The following is a 23,268-nucleotide window of genomic DNA, read 5'->3' on the forward strand; positions in this document are numbered from 1 at the left end:
CGCACTTGCAGAAAGTCAAAGCTGCAAATAGGTGTGCCGCTCACCGATGACCGCGTAGCGGACATGCAACTGCAGGTCGATTTTGCTCGTCTTAGGGAACTGAAGTATGAAGCGTCTGATTCTCGCCACCGGGAAATGGTCAACGATCCTGACTGTCGCGTATTTGAAGAGCCGTGGTGACCTCCATCACTACGACGATACTCTCGTGCACATGTCCCATGTGTGCGACCAGTCCTATCTCGACTCCTTCAATGAGTTTTGCAGCAAGTTTTGGGACTTCTCCGGGGTTCACTGCATCAACTACTGCATTTACGAAAACTCCACGCCAGAGAACTTTACCTTTGGAGACCTAAAAGAAAAATCGGATGCAGAGTGCACACGCCTGCTGTTGGAGATTCTTGGAGACGAGGAATACGACGAAATCATTGTGCCACATCTTTTCTCCCCGAAGTCTCGTTTGCTGATGGAGGTTTACGCTAAAGCGAGTGCGTATTGCATCGAAGAGGGGCTCAATTCGTATTTTAGACACCACAGCAAACTGAAATTAAACGACAGGGAAAGGTACTTTCTATCCAGGCTTCAAGGATACGTTAGCTTTAATTTCATGGGACTGCAGCCACTCTTCGATTTTGACGCTCATGGTGTGCCTGTGATCATCCCTGAGGTCACCTACGTCAAAGAGGCCATTGACCGAATTGCAGCTGAGGGATTGAGGGTTGCAGAGCCCCACGACCCGAATAAGGTCTTGTTTATAGGTCAATTCGCACGGGCCGACATGTCAGTCGACCAGCTGTTAGAGCATTATCTTGCTTCAATTTCGTCGCTTCTACTGTTTGGATTCTCGGTTCATTTTGTAAAGCACCCGCGAGATACGGGCGTTATCAGCGAACTCCTGGAAGAGGCATTTGCCGGTCAGCAGTTTCATATAATCGACGCACCGAATGTACCGGTGGAAAGAATTGCTTCTTCCCACCACTGGTGCGCTGCGGTCTCGTATGCTTCATCCGCGCTGGTAAGCATACCCGCCCTCTATCAAATCCCAGCCTTCACAATTGACGAGTACGATCTGGAGAAACTTTTGCCTGGGAATGGCGATTTCGGCAACGCACGCAACTTTTGCGCTGTGGTCGTTCCGACGCTGCGGTCGCTGCTAGCGAGATTGGAAGAGAACGGTGATAGTCCTGCGGAAGTTGCGGCTGAGGTGTTCAGGTCCTTTCCTCCTCAGCACCACCTCCTGAAGAGGATTTACGCCCCCAAGCGGCCTGGCAACGATATACAGAGCCTGACCAAACTGACTCTCCGAACTATCGAAGAAAAGATTCAGAGAAACCCGTTCAACTCTAAGCTCAGATTGGCCCACGCTCTCAGGGAACAGAATTACACCCGCGCAATGAAGTCGGCGTGGCAAGGATTACTGTTGCATCCTGGCCGGCTGGAGGCGTACCGAATTCTAATTTCTAAGCTTGTAAGCCCTGTGTCGCGTAAGCTCAACCCCACTATTCCTGATAAGGAGGCTGATGTCTTCAGGATCGCCCGCGCAAGGCCATTGTCGGTAGAAGCACTCTTTGGCTACGCCAAGCTTTGGGAGAGAAAATCCGAGTACAGCAAAGCCTTGGAGTATCGACTGCTCTCGGTGCTGACACATCCTTTTCATCCGCTGTCCTACTACAACCTTCTGAAGTGGGCACAAAAAAAAGCAACGTTCGACATCCGAAATAAGCGTTGTGGTTGGTTGTTCAACGTGCTCTTTGACCGTTCATTGCGACGATTACAACGGCAGGCGACGGCGATAAGAAAAGCTAACGTGCCGGGAAAGCATATTTCGGCCTTGGCCTACCGCCCCAACAAGGGTGCTACAGGGGGGCCGGGCGGAGTGTTGGCGCTGCAAAAGGCGGTATTGGGTCCATACTTCGACGATCGTTTGATCAAGTACAATTTTCGAGGGAGTAAGTCTTATACGGACTGGTATGCCGACATCGTCAGCGGAGGGAGTTTTGCGCTCGATCAGTGTAAGACTGGCGAGTACGCGCACTTTTTTGCCCATGACTTGGGTTGTGCGTATGGTCTTGCTTTAGCCGGCAGGAGTTATGTACTTGATTGGCATTTCCAAGGGTCGTTCGTCACGCAGATGCGGAACTTCGGCCATGAGCTGTCGCCAGCATTTATTGAGAAGTTGAAGGCAATTGAAGGCGTGGCTATGAAGGGAGCAAAATATGTGGTGTTCCCGAGTGATGGCGCTAGAGACATGTACTTCGACGACGAATTCAGGGGATGCAACCGCGACGAAGTTTGCGTCGGCCCAAGTGTCTACAACACTATTCTCCCTGGGGCCGCGCGTCCCGACCTTTCAATCGGAAGAAGTTTGCCAGCCTTCGATGGCATTACCTTCACGAGCATTGGGACGTTGACGTTGGCAAAAGGCCAAGACCAAGTCTTGGATTTCTTTGACAGAATGCTTCCGCATGCGAAAACGCCCGTCCGGTGGATTTGCATCGGAGATGGTGTCATGCGGGAAGAGCTTCTTCTGCGAGCGAACAAACTCGCCGATGGGTACGAGAAGTTCGAGTTTACGTACCTTCCGAAGATCCCACACAAGCAAGTGATGAACGTGCTGCACGCATCTGACGTTTACATCATGCTCCACAGAATTTCGATTTTCGATTTTGCCACGCTCGAGGCGATGAAAAACAAGTGCGCGATTGTGCTTTCGAGAATTGGCGGGAACGTAGACTTCAATAAGGAAGGCAACGTCCTCTTTGCTGAGGATATGAAGTTTCCCAACAATGAGGTCTTTGGAGTTGAGAATATTTCGCGATTGAAAGAGCTTAATGTCGAGGTCTTCAATCGGTGTTTCTCCATCCAGAATTTCAAAAAGCAGAATTTCGACTTGATTGAAAAACTCTGCGCCTAGGTGAGGCGCGCCCTTCACGCAGCAGCAGGAAAAGGGATTTGGTGGGATGGGTCGGCTAGCTATCTGGATAGAATAAGTGACCTTGCCCCCAAGTTTTATCCAGCTTTGAGTTCGCACCAGCGGTTTTGGGTTGCTGTCATCTGCGCGGTAGGGGCGCGTTGTGGTGCGGAGCCATTTCGGCTGCGCACCACGGGGCAAGGCCAGTATTTAGGTGAGGGTGGCGGCGAACTCCGCAGCCTGGGCACGCAGTTTGTCGCCGAGCACCGCGCGCTTTTCCGCAATCGAGGCGACTAGGCGATCCTCGTTATGGATGAAGAAATTAAGTTTGCCGATCATAGCATTTGCCATGTCGTCTAGTTGTCCCCGCGTCATTTTTGGATTGCGTGGTACGTTGCAGAGGAATTCGTTCGACCCAAAATAGTCCACCGGCATCCCGCGCCGCTCAGGCATTCCGATGAACGCAGCAGGCGTGTCGAAAGCGAGGAACGGCAACCAGCCGTGCAAGCGCTTCCCGAACGCAAAGCGGCTATCGCAGTATCGCTCACCGAATGACGGGTGCTTCGACAGTGCCTCGTTAAATTCGTAATTGAACTCCTTCCCCGTAAGTTCCGCCTGCAGCAGATCACCGAAATAAGGCATGTCAATTTCAATGGGTGGAAACAGCTCCAGCAGCATCCGATTTGAGTCACCGGCAGCATTGATCATTGAGCGCACTTCCAGGCCTTCGGCCTCGGCATAGGCCTTGAATCGTCGAAGGGGGTGGTCTTGGAAGTTCGCCTCGTTGAAGAGGAACTCGTCGAGGTTCACCACTACGAGGTCGCGTTTTCGCGGCTTGATGTCGAGCAGAGTGTCAGTGAAAAGTGATACGCAGGGAGACCACTCGGGTTCAGTCGAGGGGTCCACCCCGCGGATAAAGTCGGCTTCCCGTGTTGCGCGAACAATAATCTTCGGCGCGCGTGCTGTGACCCGGCGCACTGCATTGAGTTCTTCATCGGTTGGTTTCGCGAGGATCCCCGTCGACCAAAGAAAGAACTTGGAGTTCTGGAATTGATCCCACTGCTTGGCGATTTTCTGGTGCAGGTGTCTGGATGAATTCGTTTGGACGAACATCCCGCCGGGACCGATGATTACGTTATCTGGCGCGTCTTGTCCGTCGCGGATGTAGACTGGTTCGTGCACGAAGCGAAAATCGAGGTCCACAAGACCATCGAACAACTTCCGAGTAACCTGGTATAGAAGGGCATCTCCGGCATTACCACGAACGCCACACGTAACCCATAGGGCCTTCTTCATTGCTCGTCCTTTTCCAATGTCCACCCGGGCGGTCCGAGACGTGTCTGCACAGGTCGACGAGCCCTTTCCGCCCGGTGTATCAAGTCCTTGTGCCTCTTGGTTAAAGACCCGGAGACCGGAAGCGCCGGAAATCGCCTCCTGACATAGCGCAGCTAGACTTTTTGTTCGGGGCAGCATCAATATTTCGTCCACGATTGCATTCGATCGCATGGAGCTTTGAAGATCCGCTTGCTTCCCCGCTGCACGCGTCAGACTATCGACTACATCGGACACAGCGGCTTTGTCTGTGTTGTCAACTAAGAATGGTAGGACGACTGAGTGTGTTTGCAGCGGAAGCCGGACTAGCGAAACGCTCTCGCCGGACACGCTCTCTGCTTCTGACCGGTCGTTCGCGTTAAGATTGCCAAAGATGATGGTCGCGCTCGTGGTTGAGGGGACGTGTGTTACATCACCATAGCGAGCTAAATCCTCTGCGATGCTCCTATCGGCCGATGCCACCTCCAGCAACTTCTTGTAGCTTGGAAAGCGCACCCGTGGATTCTCAGGGAAGATTCGCGTCTGCGGCCCAAAGCACAGACTTGAATACCGCCGGTGTCTGTCCTTGGTCGAGCATAGTGCTGCCATCAGCAGGGCGCCAAAGCCACCCTTTGAACACCCAATAAAAAGCACTCGTGCTACGGCAAGTTCCGCCGCAATCGCTACGATAGCGCCTGAAGTCTCAGCGGCTCCGAGGGTGAAATATGTGTCTTTTTGGTCTGCGAGATGCAGGACGGTGGAGTGAAACTCAGTCTTGTAGAAGGCAAAGCTTTTCTTCTGAGAGAGCACGACAATCATCTCGTCGAGTCGCTCTCCGAACCGAAGCTCAGAACTGATCCAGGGCGGAAGAGTGTTTTTAGTCTTTGCTAGCACTCGTTGGAATCCTCACGATGAACCCTCACTTTAGCGTATATGCACAACCTTAGTCGGAGTTGGAAGTGCCGCTGTGCAGAAAGGCTTTGCTGGACGCAGTTCCGTATTTGGTCCATATCGCTCCTGCCTAGGCTTTTACGATCTACACGCCGGTTTGTTTGAAGTGCGGTGTTTGTGCGATCGCGAAGACAGGCGAGCGGGGTTCACGGTTTGGGAGCCGTGTTGACCAAGCGTGCGCGATCGTCTGGTTGGCGACCTCAATTAGCCGTCAGTATCTCCAGATTGTAGTATTTTCAAAGCTGCTATACAGAGGGCGATTGCTGGGCTAGCGGCAGAGCAATACGGCCCGTCACCAATTTTTGCGTAGCCACCGCGACTGTCCCAACTCACACCCCCGGCAAGGTCTGGCGCTACCATCTGGGCAAATGCGCATGCGTCATCAATCACGGCGGTATAGCGTGGTACGCGACCGGGATCTTGACCGCCGGGGTGCAACCAGAGAACGCGCCTCGTCTGCTCCCCAGAATTTGGGTCCCTGACGTTTTCGACTTTCCGTTTGTAGCCAATCAGCATCGCCAAGGCTACATCCAACTTGCGGCTTGGCTCCTGCGCCTCCTCAAGGTCTCTGATAACATCAATAACAGCCATCAAGTCGTTCTTTACAGTTTGGATCGGTACTCGTTCTGAAGCATGCGACATTACCATAAGCAGTTTGCTGTCCCTCGAACAAGTGTTGACGGTCTGAAATCGCTGATGGGCCTGCCCGCTTCGGCTTGTACCCGGCGGCACTGCCGAGTTCGCTCTGGATTTCCGAAAGGTCAGTCAACCTCCTCGAGAGCACGGAAACCTGTTCATCGTTAGCGGCAGGCGCATCGCGTAAACTTGAGTGGCGCGCTCGGTTCCTCCGTCAATGGAAGCGCCTTACTGTGCTACGTATAGAGTTGCGACGGGTCCAGTTCCTGAGACCGCACAAATCGCCAATATATTGGCACCAGGGCGAGAGCGCCTCCGCGACAAACCGCGCGTTCTCTCCGACCAGTGGCGTGGCTTGCGTCGAGACTGCGCCGGCTCGGCTGTCAGGTCCTCGAATGATGATTCACATTGTCGCTCATCGGTTTCTCCGCATAACTCATGCTCAGAACGCGCGCTCAGCGGTCTTGAAATTACGTGGGGTAGTCTACGCGCTTACGGCACATCTAAAGCACTCGCTCTTACTCCTAACGGGATGGCGAGGACGATGAGAAGCGCATTGCCTGCAACTTACAAGTGCTCTATACACGGCGATCAGTGCACACTGGAGCAGACAATGGCAAGATTAACGGTCGCATCAAACTATGGCTTTGATCAATGGAGCTTCGATTTCAGCCAGCTCTACTACGGGACGTCCTATGTTGGGACATCGACCCTGTTCCGGATCAACTATTCAGATGGCACAAGCGAAGAATTCCGTGGTACGGGGATTCAATACGATGCTTATGGAGTACCTTATGCCGGCATCATCACCTCGTATGCCGGCTATTACAACGGTCAGCAGCTTGTAATCTTCCAGGGCGGTAACATTGCTGTCGCTGATATTGTCGCGGCAGCAGATACTTGGTATGCCGGCGACGATGAGCAAGTCATTTTCAATGCCCTGAACGGTAACGACACGCTTGTCGGTGGTAATCTCGCGGACGCCCTCGCAGGCTTCAATGGTAATGACGTGGTCAACGGCAACGGTGGAAACGATTTGCTCTACGGCTACGATGGTAAGGATACGATCATAGGCGGAGCCGGGCGTGACTATATAGATGGCGGGGAGGGTAGCGACACTGCATCGTATGCGACCTCTCGGTCCGGGGTGGTGGCCAATCTTGCCAATCGCTATGCAAACACCAATGACGCCTCTGGTGACTACTACGTTTCGATCGAGCATCTATTCGGCACGGGTTACAGCGATCGCCTTTACGGCAATTCGGCTGGAAACGTCATCACAGGAGGTAATGGCAACGATTCTATCGCTGGCGCGGGTGGCAATGATGCACTCGTTGGTGGCGCTGGCGCTGATCGACTTTGGGGCGGGATCGGTGCCGATCGGTTCATCTTCAAAGCCGTGTCTGATTCCGCTGGATCCCAGGTCGACACAATCTTCGATTTTGCGCCGAGTGGCGGCGACAGGATTGATCTCGCCACGATCGACGCCAATGTGAATGCCTCGGGCAACCAAGCGTTCACCTTTATTGGTACCACAGCCTTTCAGGGGAAGGCCGGAGAGCTCCGCTATGTGAAGCAAGCGTCCGACACCTACGTCTATGCGGACGTGAACGGGGACAAGAAGGCGGACTTGGCGATCCATCTCGACGGTGCTGTGGCGCTGACGAAGGACTATTTTCTACTTTAAATTGGCCGTCATTGAAGAACGCTTAATCGCTACCATTGATGTAGCGCTTTTGAATACGATCGCTTAAACACCGGGCATCTCCTCTCTCGTGATTGGGAGAGGAGACCTTTTCAAAATAGTCCAGCTTCGGCGGTTTTTCCATTTTCCATTGGGCAGAATACCTACCCTTATAGGGAGTGGAAGGGAGAACTGTAATTCTTTATGGGCAAACGGTACCGTAGCGGCAAGTCGGGACCGTTCAGCCAACGTAGGTCCTCGAAGCGGCGTGCGACTTCGGAAACCTCCACGCCCGGCGCGAAAGCCTCCGCCAGTATCCGCGCGCGATCTTTCATCTCGCAACGACCGTCGCCGACGCCGCTCTGGTCCCGTCAGCAAAACTGTATGTCCATGAATCGGACAATGCACTCTTAAGTCCACTCTTGAGTGCGCAGACTCGCGGGAGACACGGAACTCCGCAAGGCGGTGCCCGCCGGAGGGAAGCCTCATGGCTGGTGAGTGACTTGGGAGAGGGTGAGCGTCAATCAGGTTCGCGGATTCAGAGGAGCTTTTGGTAATCCCTAGTGACCGCGATTGCGAGACTAAACCGCCGTTCTTGTACCGGCGCCACCAGTTGCAGGTGTTGGTGCTCCGAGCGGGACGATACCGTGAAACTTAAGAACTGAGCCAACAGTTGCCATGTTTATGATTGCCTGTCCCGAAAAAGCATTCCGCAGGCTCACCCCATCAGCAAGAATTTCGGTGTCCGCGCCAGTTCCAACCACATTTACACCACTGTAAGTTAAAGCGCCTGCTGACCCGATTTCTTGCAAATCAACGTTGCGAATGACTCCCTGGAAATCACCGCTGTGCAGGTCGATGCCATGACCTCGACAATACGTTCCGTGAAAGCCGTTAATGACGAAACCTCTGTTGTGCCCGGTCATCGTCATGAAGCTCATCGGTTCTACGCTTCGGATTGTTGCGCGCGTGCCGCTCACGCTATTATTGCGTATAGTGTAGTTAGCGCCGCCATCTATCTGGAATGCGATGGTGTTTGCATGCGTGACTGTACAGTTTTCAATGACAGAACCGTCACCAAGGGACCCGACGAAAATGCCGTCCCCAATGTTCGAATAGCAGTTGCGGACAATCAGATGAGCATTGCTTGCGTTAGCACCTCTGTTGCGAACGCCCGCGACCTGGATAGCGTGGAACTCGCATCCGTCCACGAGCAGGCGGCGAAAGCCAGTGGCACTGCTCGCGTTATCTCCGCCGCCTTTGACATAGTCGGCCTCGGCAGGCCAATCAAAGTCGATGCAGTATCGTGCTCTGGTCAAAAGTGAACCGATAAATGAACATCCTCGCCCCCGGTTCTTCGCAAGGTAGTAAAATCCGGAAACATACCCATCACGAAACGTGAAGTCTTGATCAGCGCGGCCGCCGTCTGGCTTGATCAAATGCACTCCAATATTTGCCTCACTCATTCCTGCAAAACTGTCGCATTGAATGCCGATATTTCGCATACCATTGCGCTCCCCCCGGACAACTATGGCCGCCTCGTCCACAATGGTTGTCCGCTTAAGCAATGAGCTGTTGTCTTCACCATCGCCAACCCATTTTTGTCCGTCCTCATTAATGGACCACTGATCGGCAAAGGTGACCGGTGCATCAGCGTGCACTCGGATGGTGGGTTCACCGCTATCGGCCGCAGCTTGCAGCGTGCTGGACCAATTCGAAGGGTCAACACGGGTTTTGCGGAATTTTCGAAGCGAGATCGCGTCCGAACCGTAGTCTTTAATGTAGGTGAGGTTGAGCTGCTCAACCGGTTGATCGGGGCCTTCCCCTGACAGGTCTTGGGCTGAAGCTATCAACGGGAGCGCCGCCCCCGCCGTCAAAAATCTTTGCAGGAAATAACGCCTTCCGAGATGTTTTACCATAACACGTTATAACACCCCGAAGCGTTCCCTCACAGACACCAGTCCCCGTGATGGACCGGCTACGAAGCGTTCGTACTCATTGGCAATCCGTCTCGAACTCACGGGGTCCGGCGCCGAGACTGGCATTCGGTGGCTGCGGTTTGATCGAGCCTTGGATGTCCGATGGATTCCACCGTCGAATCCGGGGTTGAAGAGCTTGCGAGTGTCCGCGCTCCGAAGCGCAACATTGCAATTGCCACCAACGTTCAGATTGAACGATCAATCGAGGTACTTAGGCCCGGTCCCGAATGTTGTAATAACTCATCACGCCGATTCCCCAGGCAAACAGCAGACCGAGCGCCAATAAAAGGGAGTTCAACAACCGAGCGGGATATTGCGCCATCTGCGATAGCGTAGGCTCTATGAAAAGAGCGAGATACCGCTGGCGATTGTTCGCGTCGATACGGGCCTTCTCAAGCGAGCCCAACGCCGCCGTATAGGCACGCTCGGCGAATTCGCGTTCAGTCTCCAATTCCTCGAACTCAGCGATCCGGCCAGCGACGTCCGGGGCGTTTGGATCGTCAGCAGCCGACGTGCCCTTTTCGCCTGCACCCAAACGCTGCCGCTCCACGGCAAGCTGCTGTTCCAGGCTTTCGATGCGGGCCTTGAGTACGCGGATACGCGGCGTGTCCTCGCTCATCTGGCTTTTCGCGGTGGCGAGATCGGCGTTGAGCTTCGTCAGCTCTCCTTCCAGGCTGCCGATCAGCTGAACCGCAAGCTTCGCGCCTTCTTCCGGGCTGATTTCCTGGGACTTGTCACGATACTCGCGCAGCCCCGCGCGAGCCTTCGAAAGCCGCGCTTCGCCGGCTAGCACCTCGTCCTGCGCGCCGCGCAGGACGTCATTGCGCGCCGAAAGTGAGAGGCTGTTCACGAGGCTGTCGCTCTGATCGACGATGAATTGCGCAATCTCCTGCGCCTGTTTCGGCTCGAAGGCCTTGACGGTCACCTGCATAATGCCGGAGGCATGGTCGAAACTGACCTTCACCATATCGCGCCAATAGGCAAGCTTGTCCTCGATCGGAAGGTCGGAGCCGATGCCGTAGAAATAGTCGAGCCCGCGGGTGGCGTAGACCTCTTCCAGCTTGAAACGCCGGTCCGCGTCGGCGGCCATACGCTCGCTCAGGATATAGTCCATCAGGATATAACTGTCCGAAACGGTGCTGCCGCCGGAAGCCTGGGTGAACATGCCGAGGATGTCGCTGGAAACGCCGCCTTCGATGCTGCGGACGGCGAAGGAGGCCGTGCTGTGATACTGGTCGGCGGCGATGAACGCCATGTAGAGCGAGGCGAGAGTCGCCGGCAGAGCGACGAGACCGAGGAAAGATGCCGCGATGATAGTGTGACGAAACGCCAGTTTCGTCAGCCATTTTGGCCTGAAGTCGGGCTTGTTGGCCGGCAAGATTCTGTCCTGCCGTTCGCGAAGCGGGATGACGGGGGCGCTCTCTCGTGCGAGCAAGCCCTCTAATATGGCAATTCCCTTGCTTTTGGCATCGCCCTTGGCAGCCGCGGCTATTTTATCAGCTTGAGCGGAGTCGGCTCCGTTCACCGCCGCGTCGTTCCTGACTGCCATTAATTTTCCCTCATATTCTTGTCGTGCGCGCGGATCGCGTCTTCGACATTCTCATAATAGGTCATCTTGCCTTTTTCCAGCACCACGCCGCAATCGCAATAATCGCGGATCGTCCCGGTGCTGTGCGAGACCATGACCACGTCAGAATCCTGTAGCCTGGTCTCGAAGACAGCTTGGCACTTTTTCTTAAAATTTGAGTCACCAACGGCGGTGATTTCGTCGACCAGATAATAGTCGAAGTTGACGCCCATGCTCAAGCCGAAGGCGAGACGCGCTTTCATGCCGGAGGAATAGGTGCCGACCGGCGCCTTGAAAAAAGGGCCGAGCTCGGCAAAATCCTCGACATAGGCGATCAATTTCTCCGAATCAACGCCGTAGATCCGGGCGACGAAACGCACATTCTGTTCGCCCGTCATCGAAGGCTGAAAGCTGCCGGCAAAGCCGAGCGGCCAGGAGATCTTGCCGCGGCGGATGATTCGGCCCTTGTCGAGCTTGATGGCGCCGGCGATCAGCCGCAGCAGCGTCGATTTTCCGGCGCCGTTGCGGCCGAGAAGGCCGACGCTCTTGCCGCGGTTCAGCGTCAGCGATGCATCCTCGATGATCGGCTTCTTGATGCCCTTGGTGCGGGCGTATTTCGTCGCCTGCTCGAACCGGATCATTCGTTTCTCAGCGTCTTTCTGGAAAGGGTGAAGATCAACATTCCGGCAAACAATGTCAGAAATGCGATTCCGTAGACATAGTTCATGTTAAGGCCCACTGCGCGATACTCCGGATAGAAGCCCTGGCGGAAGCCCATAACGATGTGGACGAGCGGATTGATGAGCACGAGATCGCGATATGGCGCGGGGATCGAATCGGGCAGGAAGAAGACGCCTGAGATCAGGAAGAGCGGTCGGTTGACGATGCCGAAGACCTGCTCGTAGAGCGGATATTTTAGAAACAGCACGCAATTGACCATGGCCACGCCCAGGCCGAAGAGACAGGCGAGCCCGATCGCCTCGAGAATCGAGGGCCAGTGGATATCCGTGTCGACCCGCATGCTGGCGACGATCGTGCCGAGCACGATGAAGGCGACGAGGGAGGTCGTGCCCATCTGCAGGATGAAGCGGGCGACGATCGTGTCGATCGGCGCGACATTCGGGTAGCTGAGCAGCGCCTTGTTGGCCTTGACCGCGGCGTTCAGGTAGCCCGTCATCGCCTGGTAGAACTGGAAGGCGATATAGCCTGTCGCGAAGAACAACGCGAAGCTCGTGCCGAGCGCCGGCGCTCGGGCGATCGCCCGGAAGATGACCGTCATCAGCAGGATATGGGCCGCCGGGTCGAGCAGCGCCCAGACATAGCCGCCGGGCTTGGAGCCGAATCGCGTCGCCATTTCGCGGACCAGAAGGGCGCCGACGACGCGGAAATGGGTGGTGAGATAGCCCATGTCAGTCAACCGAACGGATAGAGGATGCGGCCGATGATGCGGTATTTCCGCTCGGACAGGTTACGGAAGAAGCGGATCGGGTCGGACCTGAAGTCTTCGACATCGCGGTCACTGCCGATCCTGCGGATCGCCGGTGTGACGAAGGCGGTCAGCAGATGGCGCCAGCCGAGAAGGCCGTAAGGGCCCCAGGCGCGCCATTGCGGCCGGCGCGGGCGAAGGCCCTGCGGCTCGTCGAGCTGTCTTCTGATCGCGGTCACGGTCGCTTCGAATGAGGTCTGCGCTCCTGTATCAGGATCGAAGTAGCGAGGATAAAGCAGATAGGCGCCGGCGAAAAGCGCTTCGATGCTCAGGCGCCGGCCGCGGCGCGGGTTCGGCTGGCGGTCGTCCGTCAGTCCCCATCCGGAATAGAAGGGACAGCCGGCCGTGGTGACTGGAATGCCGCGAATGAGCGCCTCGAAGCCCGCAAGCGAGGTGATCGTATAGACGTGGTCGACGGTGCGCAGCGCCTCGGCCAGCGGCAGACTCTCGGTCACCAGCTCGCAAAGATGCGCCACTTCGGCGGGGTCGGACCTTGCCGGGCGGGCGCGGCTCAGCACGTCCGGATGCGGCTTGTAGAGGATCTGGGCGTCCGCCTGCTCCGAGGCCGCGAGCCGCACCAGGTCGTTGTTGGTCATGCGGGTAAGACAGCCGTAGCGGATCGAAGCGTCGTCCTCCACCTGGCCGACGACCAGCACCCGCCTGCGCGTCTTCTCGCCATAGACCTCCTCGGCGGTGCGCCGGCGCGCGCCGTTATATTTGCTGATGCCGCTTTCGGTGAGAAGCGCGATGCCGGCGCGCGCCCGCTCCGCCAGGGCCGCGTCCGCATCGAAGTCGTAGGTCTTCAGCAGCACTTCGAGGTCGGAGGGATGGCGGCAGTCGAAATAAAGCGCCCTGCCGTCGAGCGCCAGGGAGAGGGGAGGCGTGCGACTGGCGCTCGGACGGGCCGAGCGAAGGAAGCCGTCCTCGATGAAGGTGACGGGAATGTTCCGCGCTTTTGCCAGCGCCTCCACTGCGCCCGGAAGCTCCGGGCCCCAGGCGAGAATTTCGGGGTCGTGCTCGGCCAGGATCCGCGGCTTCCAGACGCGCTCGAATTCGCGCTCGCCGAGATTCATGGGGAGGAAGCGGAAGTGCCTGTCGGGAAAATATCGCTCGAAAGACTCTCTCTTCCATCCGATGATATTGACGGCAAAGGTCGTCCGGGGCCGCATAGGCGCAGCGCCGTCATCGAAATCCCTCTCCCGTGAGCCCTCGCCGGCGTGAGGTTTCATCGCATTTCCCGTTGTCCGCCGTTCCGGACGCCTGTCGACGGCGCCAGCGCGTCTTCTACATGTCCGGCCCCGATATCGCCAGCCCTTTGGCGTCGTTGACGCGGGCGGGCAGCTGCATTTCCCGAGCCCGTGTTGCGGATGCGGCGCGCTGGCGGCTTGTCAAACTCACCTATATGTGAATTAAGTATTCAAATAAGAAGAAGATCGGGCTTCGCCGGGTCCAGGGCGGATGGCCGTCCGCATCCGTTGCCGCTGCATGAGGGAAGAGTAACCACGCATGACAACAGAATCCGAACTGCCGCTTTCCGGGCTGGTCGTCGTCGATATGAGCCAGTTTCTTTCCGGCCCCTATTGTTCGCTGCGGCTGATGGATCTCGGCGCGCGGGTCATCAAGATCGAGCGGCCGGATGGCGGCGATCTTTCCCGCCGGCTTTATCTGAGCGACACCGAGATCGGCGGCGATTCGACCATTTTCCACGCGATCAACCGCGCCAAGGAAAGCCTTGCGATAGACCTCAAGAACGAGGCCGATCTTGCCGCGCTGAAGCGGCTTCTCGCGCAGGCCGATGTCGTGATCCAGAACTTCCGGCCGGGCGTCATCGAAAGGCTGGGGCTGGATTACGAGGCGGTCAGGGAAATCAATCCGCGCATCGTCTATGCCTCGATCAGCGGTTATGGCGAGGAGGGCCCCTGGGTGAAGCGCCCCGGCCAGGATCTTCTGGCGCAGGCGCGCTCGGGTGTCATGTGGCTGAACGGCGACGAAGGGCAGGGGCCGGTTCCCTTCGGGCTCGCCATCGGCGACATGCTGGCCGGCGCCGCCGCCGCCCAAGGAATTCTCGCGGCGCTGGTGCGGCGGGGCATTTCCGGCAAGGGAAGCCTCGTCGAAACGAGCCTGCTGGAGGCGCTTGTCGATTTCCAGTTCGAGGTATTGACCACGCATCTCAATGACGGCGGCCGCCTGCCGAAGCGGTCGGCGTTCCGCAGCGCTCATGCCTATCTCGCCGCGCCCTACGGCGTTTACGCGGCGAGCGACGGCTATCTCGCGATCGCCATGACGCCGATCCCGAAGCTTGCGGACCTGCTCGAGATCGGCGAACTCGCCCCCTATCGCGACGACCCGTCCTCGTGGTTCACCGAGCGCGACCGCATCAAGGCGCTGATTGCCGCGCGAATCGCGCTGCGCAGCGTGGGCGAGTGGCTGGCGGTGCTGGAGCCGGCCGATATCTGGTGCGCGCGCGTGCTCGACTGGAACGAGCTCCTGGAAAGCGAAGGTTTCCAGGTGCTCGACATGCTGCAGACGGTGGTGCGCGAAGACAACGTGTCGATCACCACCACGCGCTCGCCGCTCAGGATTAACGGCCGCCGGCCGCGCGTCGAGCGCGCCGCGCCCCGCATCGGCGAGCATGACCGTTCGATCAGGGAGGAGTTCGGCCTATGAGCATGGTCCTCAAGGGCATGACCTGGAACCACCCGCGCGGCTATGATCCGATGGTGGCCTGCTCGCAGTCCTGGCGGGAAAAGACGGGCGTCGAGATCCGGTGGGAGAAGCGGTCGCTGCAGGATTTCGAGACCTTCCCGGTCGAGACCCTGGCAAGGAGCTATGACCTGATCGTCATCGACCATCCGCATGTGGGGCAGATCACCGGCGAAAATTGCCTGCTGCCGCTTGACGTGACGGGCCGCGAGGCGGAGCGGCAGGCGCTCTCGGCGGCAAGCGTCGGCCCGTCCTATCGCAGCTATGCGTGGAACGAACGCCAATGGGCCTTTCCGATCGACGCCGCGACCCAGGTTCAGGCCTGGCGGCCGGACCGGACGGAACGCCTCCACGCCTGGCGGGATATGCTCGCGCTCGCGCGCAGCGGCGGCGTCCTCCTGCCGCTCAGGCCGCCGCATTCGCTGATGAGCTTCTACACCCTCTGCGGCAATCTCGGCCGGCCCTGCCGCAGCGGCGGGAAGGGCGATCTCGTCGATGCCGAAACCGGCGCCATGGCAGTCGATCTGCTGCAGGAAATCTCCGCCCTGATCGACCCGGCATGCTTCGGGATGGACCCGATCGCGGTTCTCGAGGCGATGGCGGCCGAGGCCTCGCCCGCCCTGTGCGCTCCGCTCATCTACGGCTATGTCAGCTATTCCATCGCCGGCTTTCGCCCGGCGCTCGTGCGCTTCGGCGATTTCCCGACCGTGGGCGCCGCGGGGCCCGTCGGCTCGGCGCTCGGCGGGACGGGCATCGCCGTCTCGGCCTTTTCGCAAGCGCCGGGAGGGGCGATCGACTTCGCCTATTGGGTGGCGAGCGGCGGCGTGCAGCGCGGCCTCTATGCGGCATCCGGCGGCCAGCCCGGCCATGGGGACGCCTGGCAGGACGGCACCGTCAATGCGGCGACCCATGATTTCTACCGCGCGACGCGAGCGACGCTCGAGGGCGCCTGGCTCCGGCCACGCCACGACGGCTACATGAGCTTTCAGCAGGCGGGCTCGGATCGCCTGAACGAAGGCCTGATGCGCCGGGAGAGGCCGAGGCTCGTGGTCGAAGAGCTCAACCGGCTGTTTCTTGCGAGTTTTCGCTGAGGGCGAATTGCCCCTCATCCGCCTGCCGGCACCTTCTCCCCGCAGGCGGGGAGAAGGGACCCGCGGCAGCCTCCAAAGTCCCCTCTCCCCGTATCCGGGGAGAGGGTTAGGGTGAGGGGCAATCTTGACGACAGAATTTCAAAAGCCGCCTGGCAACTCTGCCCGCGTAAAGATTGGATTCAATCTTTCTTGGTAATTTCCCGTTAGCAAGTCTCGTCAGTGGGTCCTGACGGCGCGTTTGCCGTCGGCTTTTGTATTGCGTGCGGGTCCTCATGCGTCCTTTTTCGGCTGTCTCAGCGATCGTCATAACGTGCCTGGTTCTATCGAGCTGCGGCTTCGGCGGGAGCCGGCCGTCGCGGGAGACGACGAGCTCCGTCGTCCGTCCGGCAAGCCCGGTTCCTTCAACGGAGGTCAGTGCTGCCGCCGTGCCGGCGGATCCGCAGCCGGAGGCGCTCGCCTGGGCGGGAACCGTTCCGCAGCCGCAGGCCTTCATGCCGGCGGAAAGGGCGGTGGGCATGCCGGTTCCGACCGAGCGACCCATTGCGATGCTCGCTCCTGAAAATCCCGCGCGCGAGCCGCGCGGCCGCTCCCGCGTCTACAGCCACAGCTTCCGCGATGCCCATCCGATCAATTTCGGTACCCGCTCGCCGCGCAAACTCGCCGTTCACGGCGTCGACGTTTCGCGCTGGCAGGGCGAAATCAACTGGCCGAAACTGCGCACGCAAGGCGCCAATTTCGCCTATATCAAGGCGACCGACGGCGGCGACCATCTCGATCCCATGTTCAAGAAGAACTGGCGCCGGGCCGACGAAGCCGGCCTGAAACGCGGCGCCTACCACTTCTTCTACTGGTGCCGCACGGCCGGCGAGCAGGCGGACTGGTTCATCCGCAACGTCCCCCGGGATCCGACCGCGCTTCCGCCCGTCATCGACGTCGAGTGGAACGGCGAGTCGAGCTGCAAGCGGCGTCCCTCGCCCGAGCGGGTGCGGGAAAAGATGCAGGTCTTCATGGACAAGCTGGAGCGCCACTACGGCCAGCGCCCGATCATCTATACCGCCCCGGATTTCTACCGCGACAATCTGCAGGGCGCGTTCCCCAACCATCCCTTCTGGCTGCGCTCGGTTGCGGCCCATCCGTCCAAGGTCTATCCCGGACGCAAATGGGTCTTCTGGCAATATTCGGGTTCGGGCCTGTCGCACGGCGTCGACGGGCGCATCGACCTCAACGTCTTCAACGGCAGCGAGGAAGACTGGCACAACTGGGTGGCGGCGCGCTCGAGCTGAGGGAATGAAGTTGACGCCGATCCGCCTGCTGCAGGCCAATGACGCCGCCTTCCCCGCACTTGCGGCCCTCATGGAGGAAATGCAGGCGCATTACCGCGTGGCCTGTCCGCCGCGCGCCGAGATCATCGCGGGGCTTGAAGCCATGCCGCCGGGCGCGGAGATCCTCGTCGCCGAGGAGCATGGGTCGGTGCTCGGTTTCGCCGCCTTCTCGGCGATCTATCCCGGGCCGGGCCTGCAGCCGGGCATCTTTCTGAAGGAACTCTACGTCAGCGGAACGCAGCGGGGCCGCGGCCTCGGACGCGCTTTGATGCGGGAGCTCGCCAGCCTGGCGAAGGAGCGCGGGCTCTCGCGCATCGATTGGACCGCGGAGGCCGAAAACACGCGGCTCCTCTCCTTCTATGAAGAGCTGGGCGGTGCACGCAAACCGGACAAGCTCTTCTTCCGGCTCGACGGGGAGGCCCTCGCGCGGCTGTCGGGCTGAGCCGGCGCGCCACCGCCCGGCCTGCCGTCCTCAGTCGCCCATGCCTTCCGCTTCCGCCATCAGCCATGCCTCGAAGGTCCGCATGGAAGCGCTCGGCGCGATGTCTCGCGGTTTTGCGAACCAGTAGCCGTAGTCGCTTCGATAGCCGAAGCCGTTCGGATTGACGAGCTTTCCCGCCGCAAGGTCATCGAGGATCAGGCCGCGCGGGATCAAAGCCATTCCCTGTCCGGCAAGTGCTGCCCGGATCACCATCGTATAATAGCCGAAGCGCGTGGTGTGCCGCACCGCGAGGTCGTCCCTGCCGTGACCCTTGGCGAAATAATTCCAGTGCAGCGGCGTCTGCGGGTGCTCCAGCATGATGCCGTCGGCGAGGTCCTCGATCGTCTCCGGAGTGCCGTTCTTCTCCCAATAGGAAGGAGCGCTGACGGCAAGGACCTCTCGCCCGAACAGATAGCTGGTCTCCTCTTCTGGCAGCGGTTGGCTCAGGAAGCGGAATATCGCATCGGGCGTCTGGGACTGGGTCGGAGACACGAAGGTCGTGAACTGCACCTCGATCTCCGGGTGCTGCTCGGTAAAGCGAAGGAAGCGCGGCAGCAGCCACCGGTCCCCGAAAATGGGCGGCACCTGCAATCTGAGGACCCGCGGGCCCGGTTTCAGGCGGGCGACGCGAAGGGCGGCGTCCTCCATCGCCTTCAATGCGGTGCGCGCCTGTTCGATATAGATCGTGCCTGCTTCCGTCGGGATCATTCCGCGCGGCGTCCGGACGAAGGCGGGGCTGCCGATCAGGTCTTCGAGCGCAAGCAATTGCTTGCTGACGGCGCTCTGCGACAGCGACGTGCTTTCGGCGGCGGCGCTCGTCGATCCCCTCTCGGCCACCGCGAGCAGCACCTGAAGCGCGGTCGTCGAAGGCAAGCGCCGCCGTCCCGAAGCCATGAAAATCCCTCCGCCATGTTCAGCCGATGCGCTTCCGCTCCGCCCCGTTCCTTGCGCAGACCCTAAATAAGTGCCCGGAGCAAGGCTAGTCGTTTTTGTCATAGTCTGGTGAAATAACTTCGCTTGCCGGGGCATGCGACCCGTGGGAGCTTCTCCGAAAGAATGTACAAATAAAGGGAACGAAGATGACTGAGCCCACTCAGCTTTGGGGTGGACGATTCAAGTCCGGACCGTCGGAAGCGCTTGCAAACCTGTCCCGCGCGCCGCGATCTTACTTTCGGCTTTACAGGGAAGATATTGCAGGTTCTCGCGCCCATGCTTGCGAACTGAAGCGGGCCGGCGTCCTGGACGAGAGTGAGTTCTCCGCGATACGCGCGGCCCTGGAAGGCATCGAGGCCGATGTCGGTGCCGGCCGCGAGGAGCCGATTGCGGCCGACGAGGATCTGCATACCTTTCTCGAACGCCTGTTGATGGCGCGCCTCGGCGCGCTCGGCGGCAAGCTTCGCGCCGGGCGGTCGCGCAACGACCAGACGGCAAACAATACGCGCCTTTATCTCCGGCGCATGGCGCGGGAGCTTTGCCGGGGCGTCATCGCCATCGAAGAAGCCCTGACGGAGCAGGCATCCCGCCATGCGGAAACCGTGATGCCCGGCTTTACCCATCTTCAGCCGGCCCAGCCGGTCGTGCTCGGCCACCACCTCATGGCGCACGCGCAGTCGCTGCTGCGCGACCTGCAGCGCTTTGCCGACTGGGACCGCCGCTTCGACCGCTCGCCTCTGGGGGCGGCCGCGCTGGCCGGATCCGGCATTGCGCGCCGCCCCGATCTCTCCGCCATCGATCTCGGCTATTCGGCCGCTTGCGAGAACTCCATCGATGCGGTCGCCGCGCGCGATCACGTCGCCGAATTCCTCTTCATCTGCTCGCTGGTGGCGGTGGATCTTTCGCGGCTTGCGGAGGAAATCTGCCTGTGGAGTTCCAAGCAGTTCAGCTGGGTGCGGCTGCATGATTCCTATTCCACCGGCTCCTCGATCATGCCGCAGAAGAAGAACCCCGACGTCGCCGAACTGACGCGCGGCATGTCGGGCACGCTGATCGGCAACATCGCCGGTTTCCTCGCGACCATGAAGGCGATGCCGCTCGCCTATAACCGCGATCTCGCCGAGGACAAGCGCAGCCTGTTCGAGACGATCGACGTTCTCGAACTGATCCTGCCCGCCTTCGCCGGCATGGTGGGAACGCTGGAATTCGACGTGGAGAAGCTGCGCGAGGAGGCGCCGAAGGGTTTTACGCTCGCGACCGAAGTGGCCGACTGGCTGGTGGGCCGGAACGTGCCTTTCGCGGAAGCGCACGAGATCACCGGCGCAGTGGTGCGCTATTGCGAAGAGCGCGGACACGACCTTGCCGGCCTGACGGCGGAGGACCTGCCGCGGATCGATCCGCGGCTTCAGCCGGAGATGCTGGCGGCACTCGCGCTCGAAAAGGCGCTTGCGAGCAGAAACGGCTACGGTGCAACCGCGCCGGAGCGGGTTCGCGAGCAGATTGCCCGCTTCGAAACGGCGCTCGCCGAATGCCGCGCCTTTGCCGGCGGCCCGATCGGCGGCACGGCCTTTGCGGGAGCCAAGAACGGCGCAGAGGAGGCGCGACGCCGATGAATGTGGCAAGCCTCGCAACTCAGCCTGCGGATTCCAAATACGAGGTCGCCCACCTGAAACTGGTGCCGAAGCGCCATATCGGGAGGATGATCGCAGCGGGCGTCGTGCTCCTGCTGCTTGCGGGCCTCGTGCGGGCCTTCAGCGTCGGGCAGATCGAATGGAGCTATGTCCGCGATTTTCTCTTCGCGCCCGCCATCCTCGCCGGCCTCTACAACACCCTGCTGATGACCGTTGCCGCCATGGGGCTCGGCATCGTCCTCGGCGTCGTTGTCGCCATCATGCGGATATCGGGCAATCCAGTGCTGTCGTCGATCGCCGTCGGCTATGTCTGGGTCTTTCGCGGCGCCCCGGCGCTGCTGCAGCTGATGCTGTGGTTCAATCTCGCGCTGATCTTCCCGACGCTCGGCATTCCGGGACTGTTCGAGTTCAGGACCGTCGACGTCATGACGCCCTTCGTCGCCGCCGTACTCGGGCTCGGCATATCGCAGGGCGCCTATACTTCGGAAGTGGTGCGAAGCGGGCTTCTGTCCGTCGACGCCGGCCAATACGAGGCTGCGCGCACGATCGGCATGACGCAGATGATGATGCTGCGCCGTATCGTCCTGCCGCAGGCGATGCGCGTCATGGTGCCGCCGGTCGGCAACGAGGTGATCGGCATGGTGAAGCTGACGTCGCTCGCAAGCGTCATCCAGTATTCCGAGATCCTCCACAATGCGCAGATCATCTATTTCGCCAACACCCGCGTACTCGAACTGCTGCTGGTCGCAAGCTTCTGGTACCTGCTGGTCGTCTCCGTGCTCTCGATAGGGCAGCACTATATCGAGCGCTATTTCGGCCGCGGTTCGAAGTCGATCCGCTCGTCCATGTGAGGTCGGTCATGAACCAGGATATTCTCGTCAAGGCTATCGACGTCACGAAGAACTACGGCACGTTCCGCGCTCTCGACAAGGTCAGCCTGGACGTCGCCCGCGGAGAGGTGAGCTGCATCATCGGTCCTTCGGGTTCGGGCAAGAGCACGCTTCTGCGCTGCATCAATCTCCTGGAACGCATGGACGGCGGAGCGATCTGGGTCAAAGACGAACTGATCGGCTACCGCCGCGACGGCGACAATCTCTACGAGATCAGCGATGCGGAAATCTCGCGGCAGCGGCGGCGGATCGGCATGGTGTTCCAGCGCTTCAACCTGTTCCCGCACATGACCGCCCTGGAAAACATCATCGAGGGGCCGGTGCAGGTGCTCGGCGAGCCGGTGAAGGAAGCGCGCGACAGGGCCGCGGCATTGCTGGAGCGGGTGGGCCTCGCGGATAAGGCGAACCATTATCCTTCGGAGCTTTCCGGGGGCCAGCAGCAGCGCGTCGCGATCGCCCGCGCCATGGGCATGCGGCCGGATCTCATCCTCTTCGACGAACCGACATCGGCGCTCGACCCGGAGCTCGTGTCGGAAGTGCTCGACGTGATGCGGGACCTTGCCGCTTCCGGCATGACGATGATCGTCGTCACCCATGAGCTGGGCTTCGCCCGCAACGTGGCAAACACCGTGACCTTCATGGAGACCGGCAAGGTGGTCGAAACAGGCTTGGCATCGGAGGTTCTCAGCACCCCGAAAAGTGCCCGAACGGCGGAGTTCATCAAAGCCGTTCACAGCTGAGGAACAGGAGAACAGCGGCAGAAGTGGCCGCCGGCTCGAACCAGGACAAATGGGGAACCACATGAACAAGCACATCGCAGCGCTCACGGTCGCATGCCTCGCCGCAACCTCTGCCAATGCCGCCGGCCTGCCCGAGCGCGTGAAGTCGGCCGGCAAGGTCGTCGTCGCCAACCAGCCGAACTATCCGCCGATGGAATATGTCGATCCGGCTACCAACGAACTTAAGGGTGTCGACATCGATCTCGGCGTTGCGCTTGCCAAAGAGCTCGGCACCACGGTCGAGTGGTCGAACATCGGCTTCGAGCAGATGATCTCGTCGCTTCAGACCGGCCGCGTCGACCTTATCCACAGCGGCATGAGCGATCTCCCGAAGCGCCGCGACACGCTCGACTTCATCGATTACATGAAATCCGGCGCGCAGTTCTACACGTCCTTTGCCCGCAAGGACGAGTTCAAGACGCTCACCGATTTCTGCGGCAAGACCGTCGGCATGAGCCGCCGCACCTCCTTCCCGGACGAGACGGCGAAATGGAGTGCCGCCAATTGCGAAGCCAAGGGTCTGCCGGCCATCAAGGTCGTCGGCACGGAAGGCTCCGCCGACGCCCGCGCCCAGCTGAAGCAGGGCCGGCTCGACGCGGCGGTCCAGGGTTCCGAAACACTGCCCTATCTGATGGATCTCGAGAAGGACACCTACGCCGTCGTGGGCGAGCCCTTCACCACGGTGTACCAGGGCATCGGCTTCGCCAAGAAGGACACGGAACTGCGCGACGCCTATGCCGCAGCGTTGAAGGCCCTCATGGAATCAGGGGAATATAAGGAGATTTTCGCCAGATACGGCCTCGAGGGCACCTTGCTCGACGGCATCTACGTCAATGGCGAAGCGGTGAAGTAATTGCCGCGCCGCGGCCCCGCCGAATAGGCCGGGGGCGCAACAGGCGCCGCCGCCGACCGATTC

Annotated in this window: 17 protein-coding genes; 10 read left to right on the forward strand and 7 right to left on the reverse strand. The window is 59.6% G+C overall.

Annotation, left to right across the window (positions count from 1 at the left end):
• Positions 1-106 precede the first annotated feature (106 nt).
• Positions 107-2,911 carry a glycosyltransferase family 4 protein gene (locus SINAR_RS0101955; protein WP_027997474.1) on the forward strand — a complete coding sequence of 935 codons (2,805 nt, stop codon included), beginning with the start codon at positions 107-109 and terminating at the stop codon, positions 2,909-2,911.
• A 207-nt stretch (positions 2,912-3,118) separates the two neighbouring features.
• Here the strand turns inward: SINAR_RS0101955 and SINAR_RS0101960 are convergent, their stop codons facing one another.
• Positions 3,119-5,038, reverse strand: a complete 1,920-nt coding sequence (locus SINAR_RS0101960; protein ID WP_027997475.1) for a polysaccharide pyruvyl transferase family protein — start codon at positions 5,036-5,038, stop codon at positions 3,119-3,121.
• Between the two features lie 1,381 nt (positions 5,039-6,419).
• Here SINAR_RS0101960 and SINAR_RS0101970 point away from each other — a divergent pair.
• Positions 6,420-7,493: a calcium-binding protein gene (locus SINAR_RS0101970; RefSeq protein WP_027997477.1), complete on the forward strand. Its 1,074-nt coding sequence runs from the start codon at positions 6,420-6,422 to the stop codon at positions 7,491-7,493.
• Between the two features lie 578 nt (positions 7,494-8,071).
• Here the strand turns inward: SINAR_RS0101970 and SINAR_RS0101975 are convergent.
• The 5 genes from SINAR_RS0101975 to SINAR_RS0101995 form a co-directional block, all read right to left on the reverse strand.
• Entirely contained in the window at positions 8,072-9,409 is a 1,338-nt protein-coding gene (locus SINAR_RS0101975; protein ID WP_027997478.1) for a right-handed parallel beta-helix repeat-containing protein, read from the reverse strand.
• A 271-nt stretch (positions 9,410-9,680) separates the two neighbouring features.
• Complete coding sequence (locus SINAR_RS0101980) at positions 9,681-11,018, reverse strand: KpsE/RkpR family capsule polysaccharide export protein (RefSeq protein WP_027997479.1); 1,338 nt, start codon at positions 11,016-11,018, stop codon at positions 9,681-9,683.
• Complete coding sequence (locus SINAR_RS0101985) at positions 11,018-11,677, reverse strand: ABC transporter ATP-binding protein (protein WP_027997480.1); 660 nt, start codon at positions 11,675-11,677, stop codon at positions 11,018-11,020. The genes SINAR_RS0101980 and SINAR_RS0101985 overlap by 1 nt, the downstream gene beginning before the upstream one ends.
• Positions 11,674-12,444 (reverse strand): ABC transporter permease, encoded by a 771-nt coding sequence (locus tag SINAR_RS0101990; RefSeq protein ID WP_027997481.1) that lies wholly within the window; start codon positions 12,442-12,444, stop codon positions 11,674-11,676. The genes SINAR_RS0101985 and SINAR_RS0101990 overlap by 4 nt, the downstream gene beginning before the upstream one ends.
• A gap of 5 nt (positions 12,445-12,449) precedes the next feature.
• The gene (locus tag SINAR_RS0101995) at positions 12,450-13,691 is read right to left on the reverse strand and encodes a capsular polysaccharide export protein, LipB/KpsS family (protein ID WP_084617152.1); all 1,242 of its coding nucleotides are present in this window, start codon (positions 13,689-13,691) and stop codon (positions 12,450-12,452) included.
• A 337-nt stretch (positions 13,692-14,028) separates the two neighbouring features.
• Here SINAR_RS0101995 and SINAR_RS0102000 point away from each other — a divergent pair, with 337 nt between their 5' ends.
• The 4 genes from SINAR_RS0102000 to SINAR_RS0102015 all read left to right on the forward strand — a co-directional run bounded on the left by SINAR_RS0102000 (position 14,029) and on the right by SINAR_RS0102015 (position 18,080).
• Positions 14,029-15,189: a CaiB/BaiF CoA transferase family protein gene (locus SINAR_RS0102000; protein WP_027997483.1), complete on the forward strand. Its 1,161-nt coding sequence runs from the start codon at positions 14,029-14,031 to the stop codon at positions 15,187-15,189.
• Positions 15,186-16,316 (forward strand): type 2 periplasmic-binding domain-containing protein, encoded by a 1,131-nt coding sequence (locus SINAR_RS0102005; RefSeq protein WP_027997484.1) that lies wholly within the window; start codon positions 15,186-15,188, stop codon positions 16,314-16,316. The genes SINAR_RS0102000 and SINAR_RS0102005 overlap by 4 nt, the downstream gene beginning before the upstream one ends.
• A 272-nt stretch (positions 16,317-16,588) precedes the next feature.
• Positions 16,589-17,599, forward strand: coding sequence for a glycoside hydrolase family 25 protein (locus tag SINAR_RS0102010; protein WP_027997485.1), 1,011 nt, complete (start codon positions 16,589-16,591; stop codon positions 17,597-17,599).
• Positions 17,600-17,603: 4 nt separating this feature from the next.
• Complete coding sequence (locus SINAR_RS0102015; protein WP_027997486.1) at positions 17,604-18,080, forward strand: GNAT family N-acetyltransferase; 477 nt, start codon at positions 17,604-17,606, stop codon at positions 18,078-18,080.
• Between the two features lie 30 nt (positions 18,081-18,110).
• Here the strand turns inward: SINAR_RS0102015 and SINAR_RS0102020 are convergent, their stop codons facing one another.
• Positions 18,111-19,013 (reverse strand): LysR substrate-binding domain-containing protein, encoded by a 903-nt coding sequence (locus SINAR_RS0102020; RefSeq protein ID WP_027997487.1) that lies wholly within the window; start codon positions 19,011-19,013, stop codon positions 18,111-18,113.
• A gap of 185 nt (positions 19,014-19,198) precedes the next feature.
• On the opposite strand from SINAR_RS0102020, the gene argH reads away from it, so the two are divergent.
• The 4 genes from argH to SINAR_RS0102040 all read left to right on the forward strand — a co-directional run bounded on the left by argH (position 19,199) and on the right by SINAR_RS0102040 (position 23,205).
• Entirely contained in the window at positions 19,199-20,665 is a 1,467-nt protein-coding gene (gene argH, locus SINAR_RS0102025; protein WP_027997488.1) for an argininosuccinate lyase, read from the forward strand.
• Positions 20,662-21,534 carry an amino acid ABC transporter permease gene (locus SINAR_RS0102030; RefSeq protein WP_027997489.1) on the forward strand — a complete coding sequence of 291 codons (873 nt, stop codon included), beginning with the start codon at positions 20,662-20,664 and terminating at the stop codon, positions 21,532-21,534. Before argH ends, SINAR_RS0102030 begins: the two co-directional genes overlap by 4 nt.
• A gap of 8 nt (positions 21,535-21,542) precedes the next feature.
• Positions 21,543-22,313 (forward strand): amino acid ABC transporter ATP-binding protein, encoded by a 771-nt coding sequence (locus SINAR_RS0102035; RefSeq protein ID WP_027997490.1) that lies wholly within the window; start codon positions 21,543-21,545, stop codon positions 22,311-22,313.
• 61 nt (positions 22,314-22,374) lie between these two features.
• Positions 22,375-23,205, forward strand: a complete 831-nt coding sequence (locus SINAR_RS0102040; RefSeq protein WP_033056938.1) for an ABC transporter substrate-binding protein — start codon at positions 22,375-22,377, stop codon at positions 23,203-23,205.
• The last annotated feature ends 63 nt before the right edge of the window (positions 23,206-23,268 follow it).

It is taken from the genome of Sinorhizobium arboris LMG 14919 (genome assembly GCF_000427465.1).
GTDB classification, from domain to species: domain Bacteria; phylum Pseudomonadota; class Alphaproteobacteria; order Rhizobiales; family Rhizobiaceae; genus Sinorhizobium; species Sinorhizobium arboris.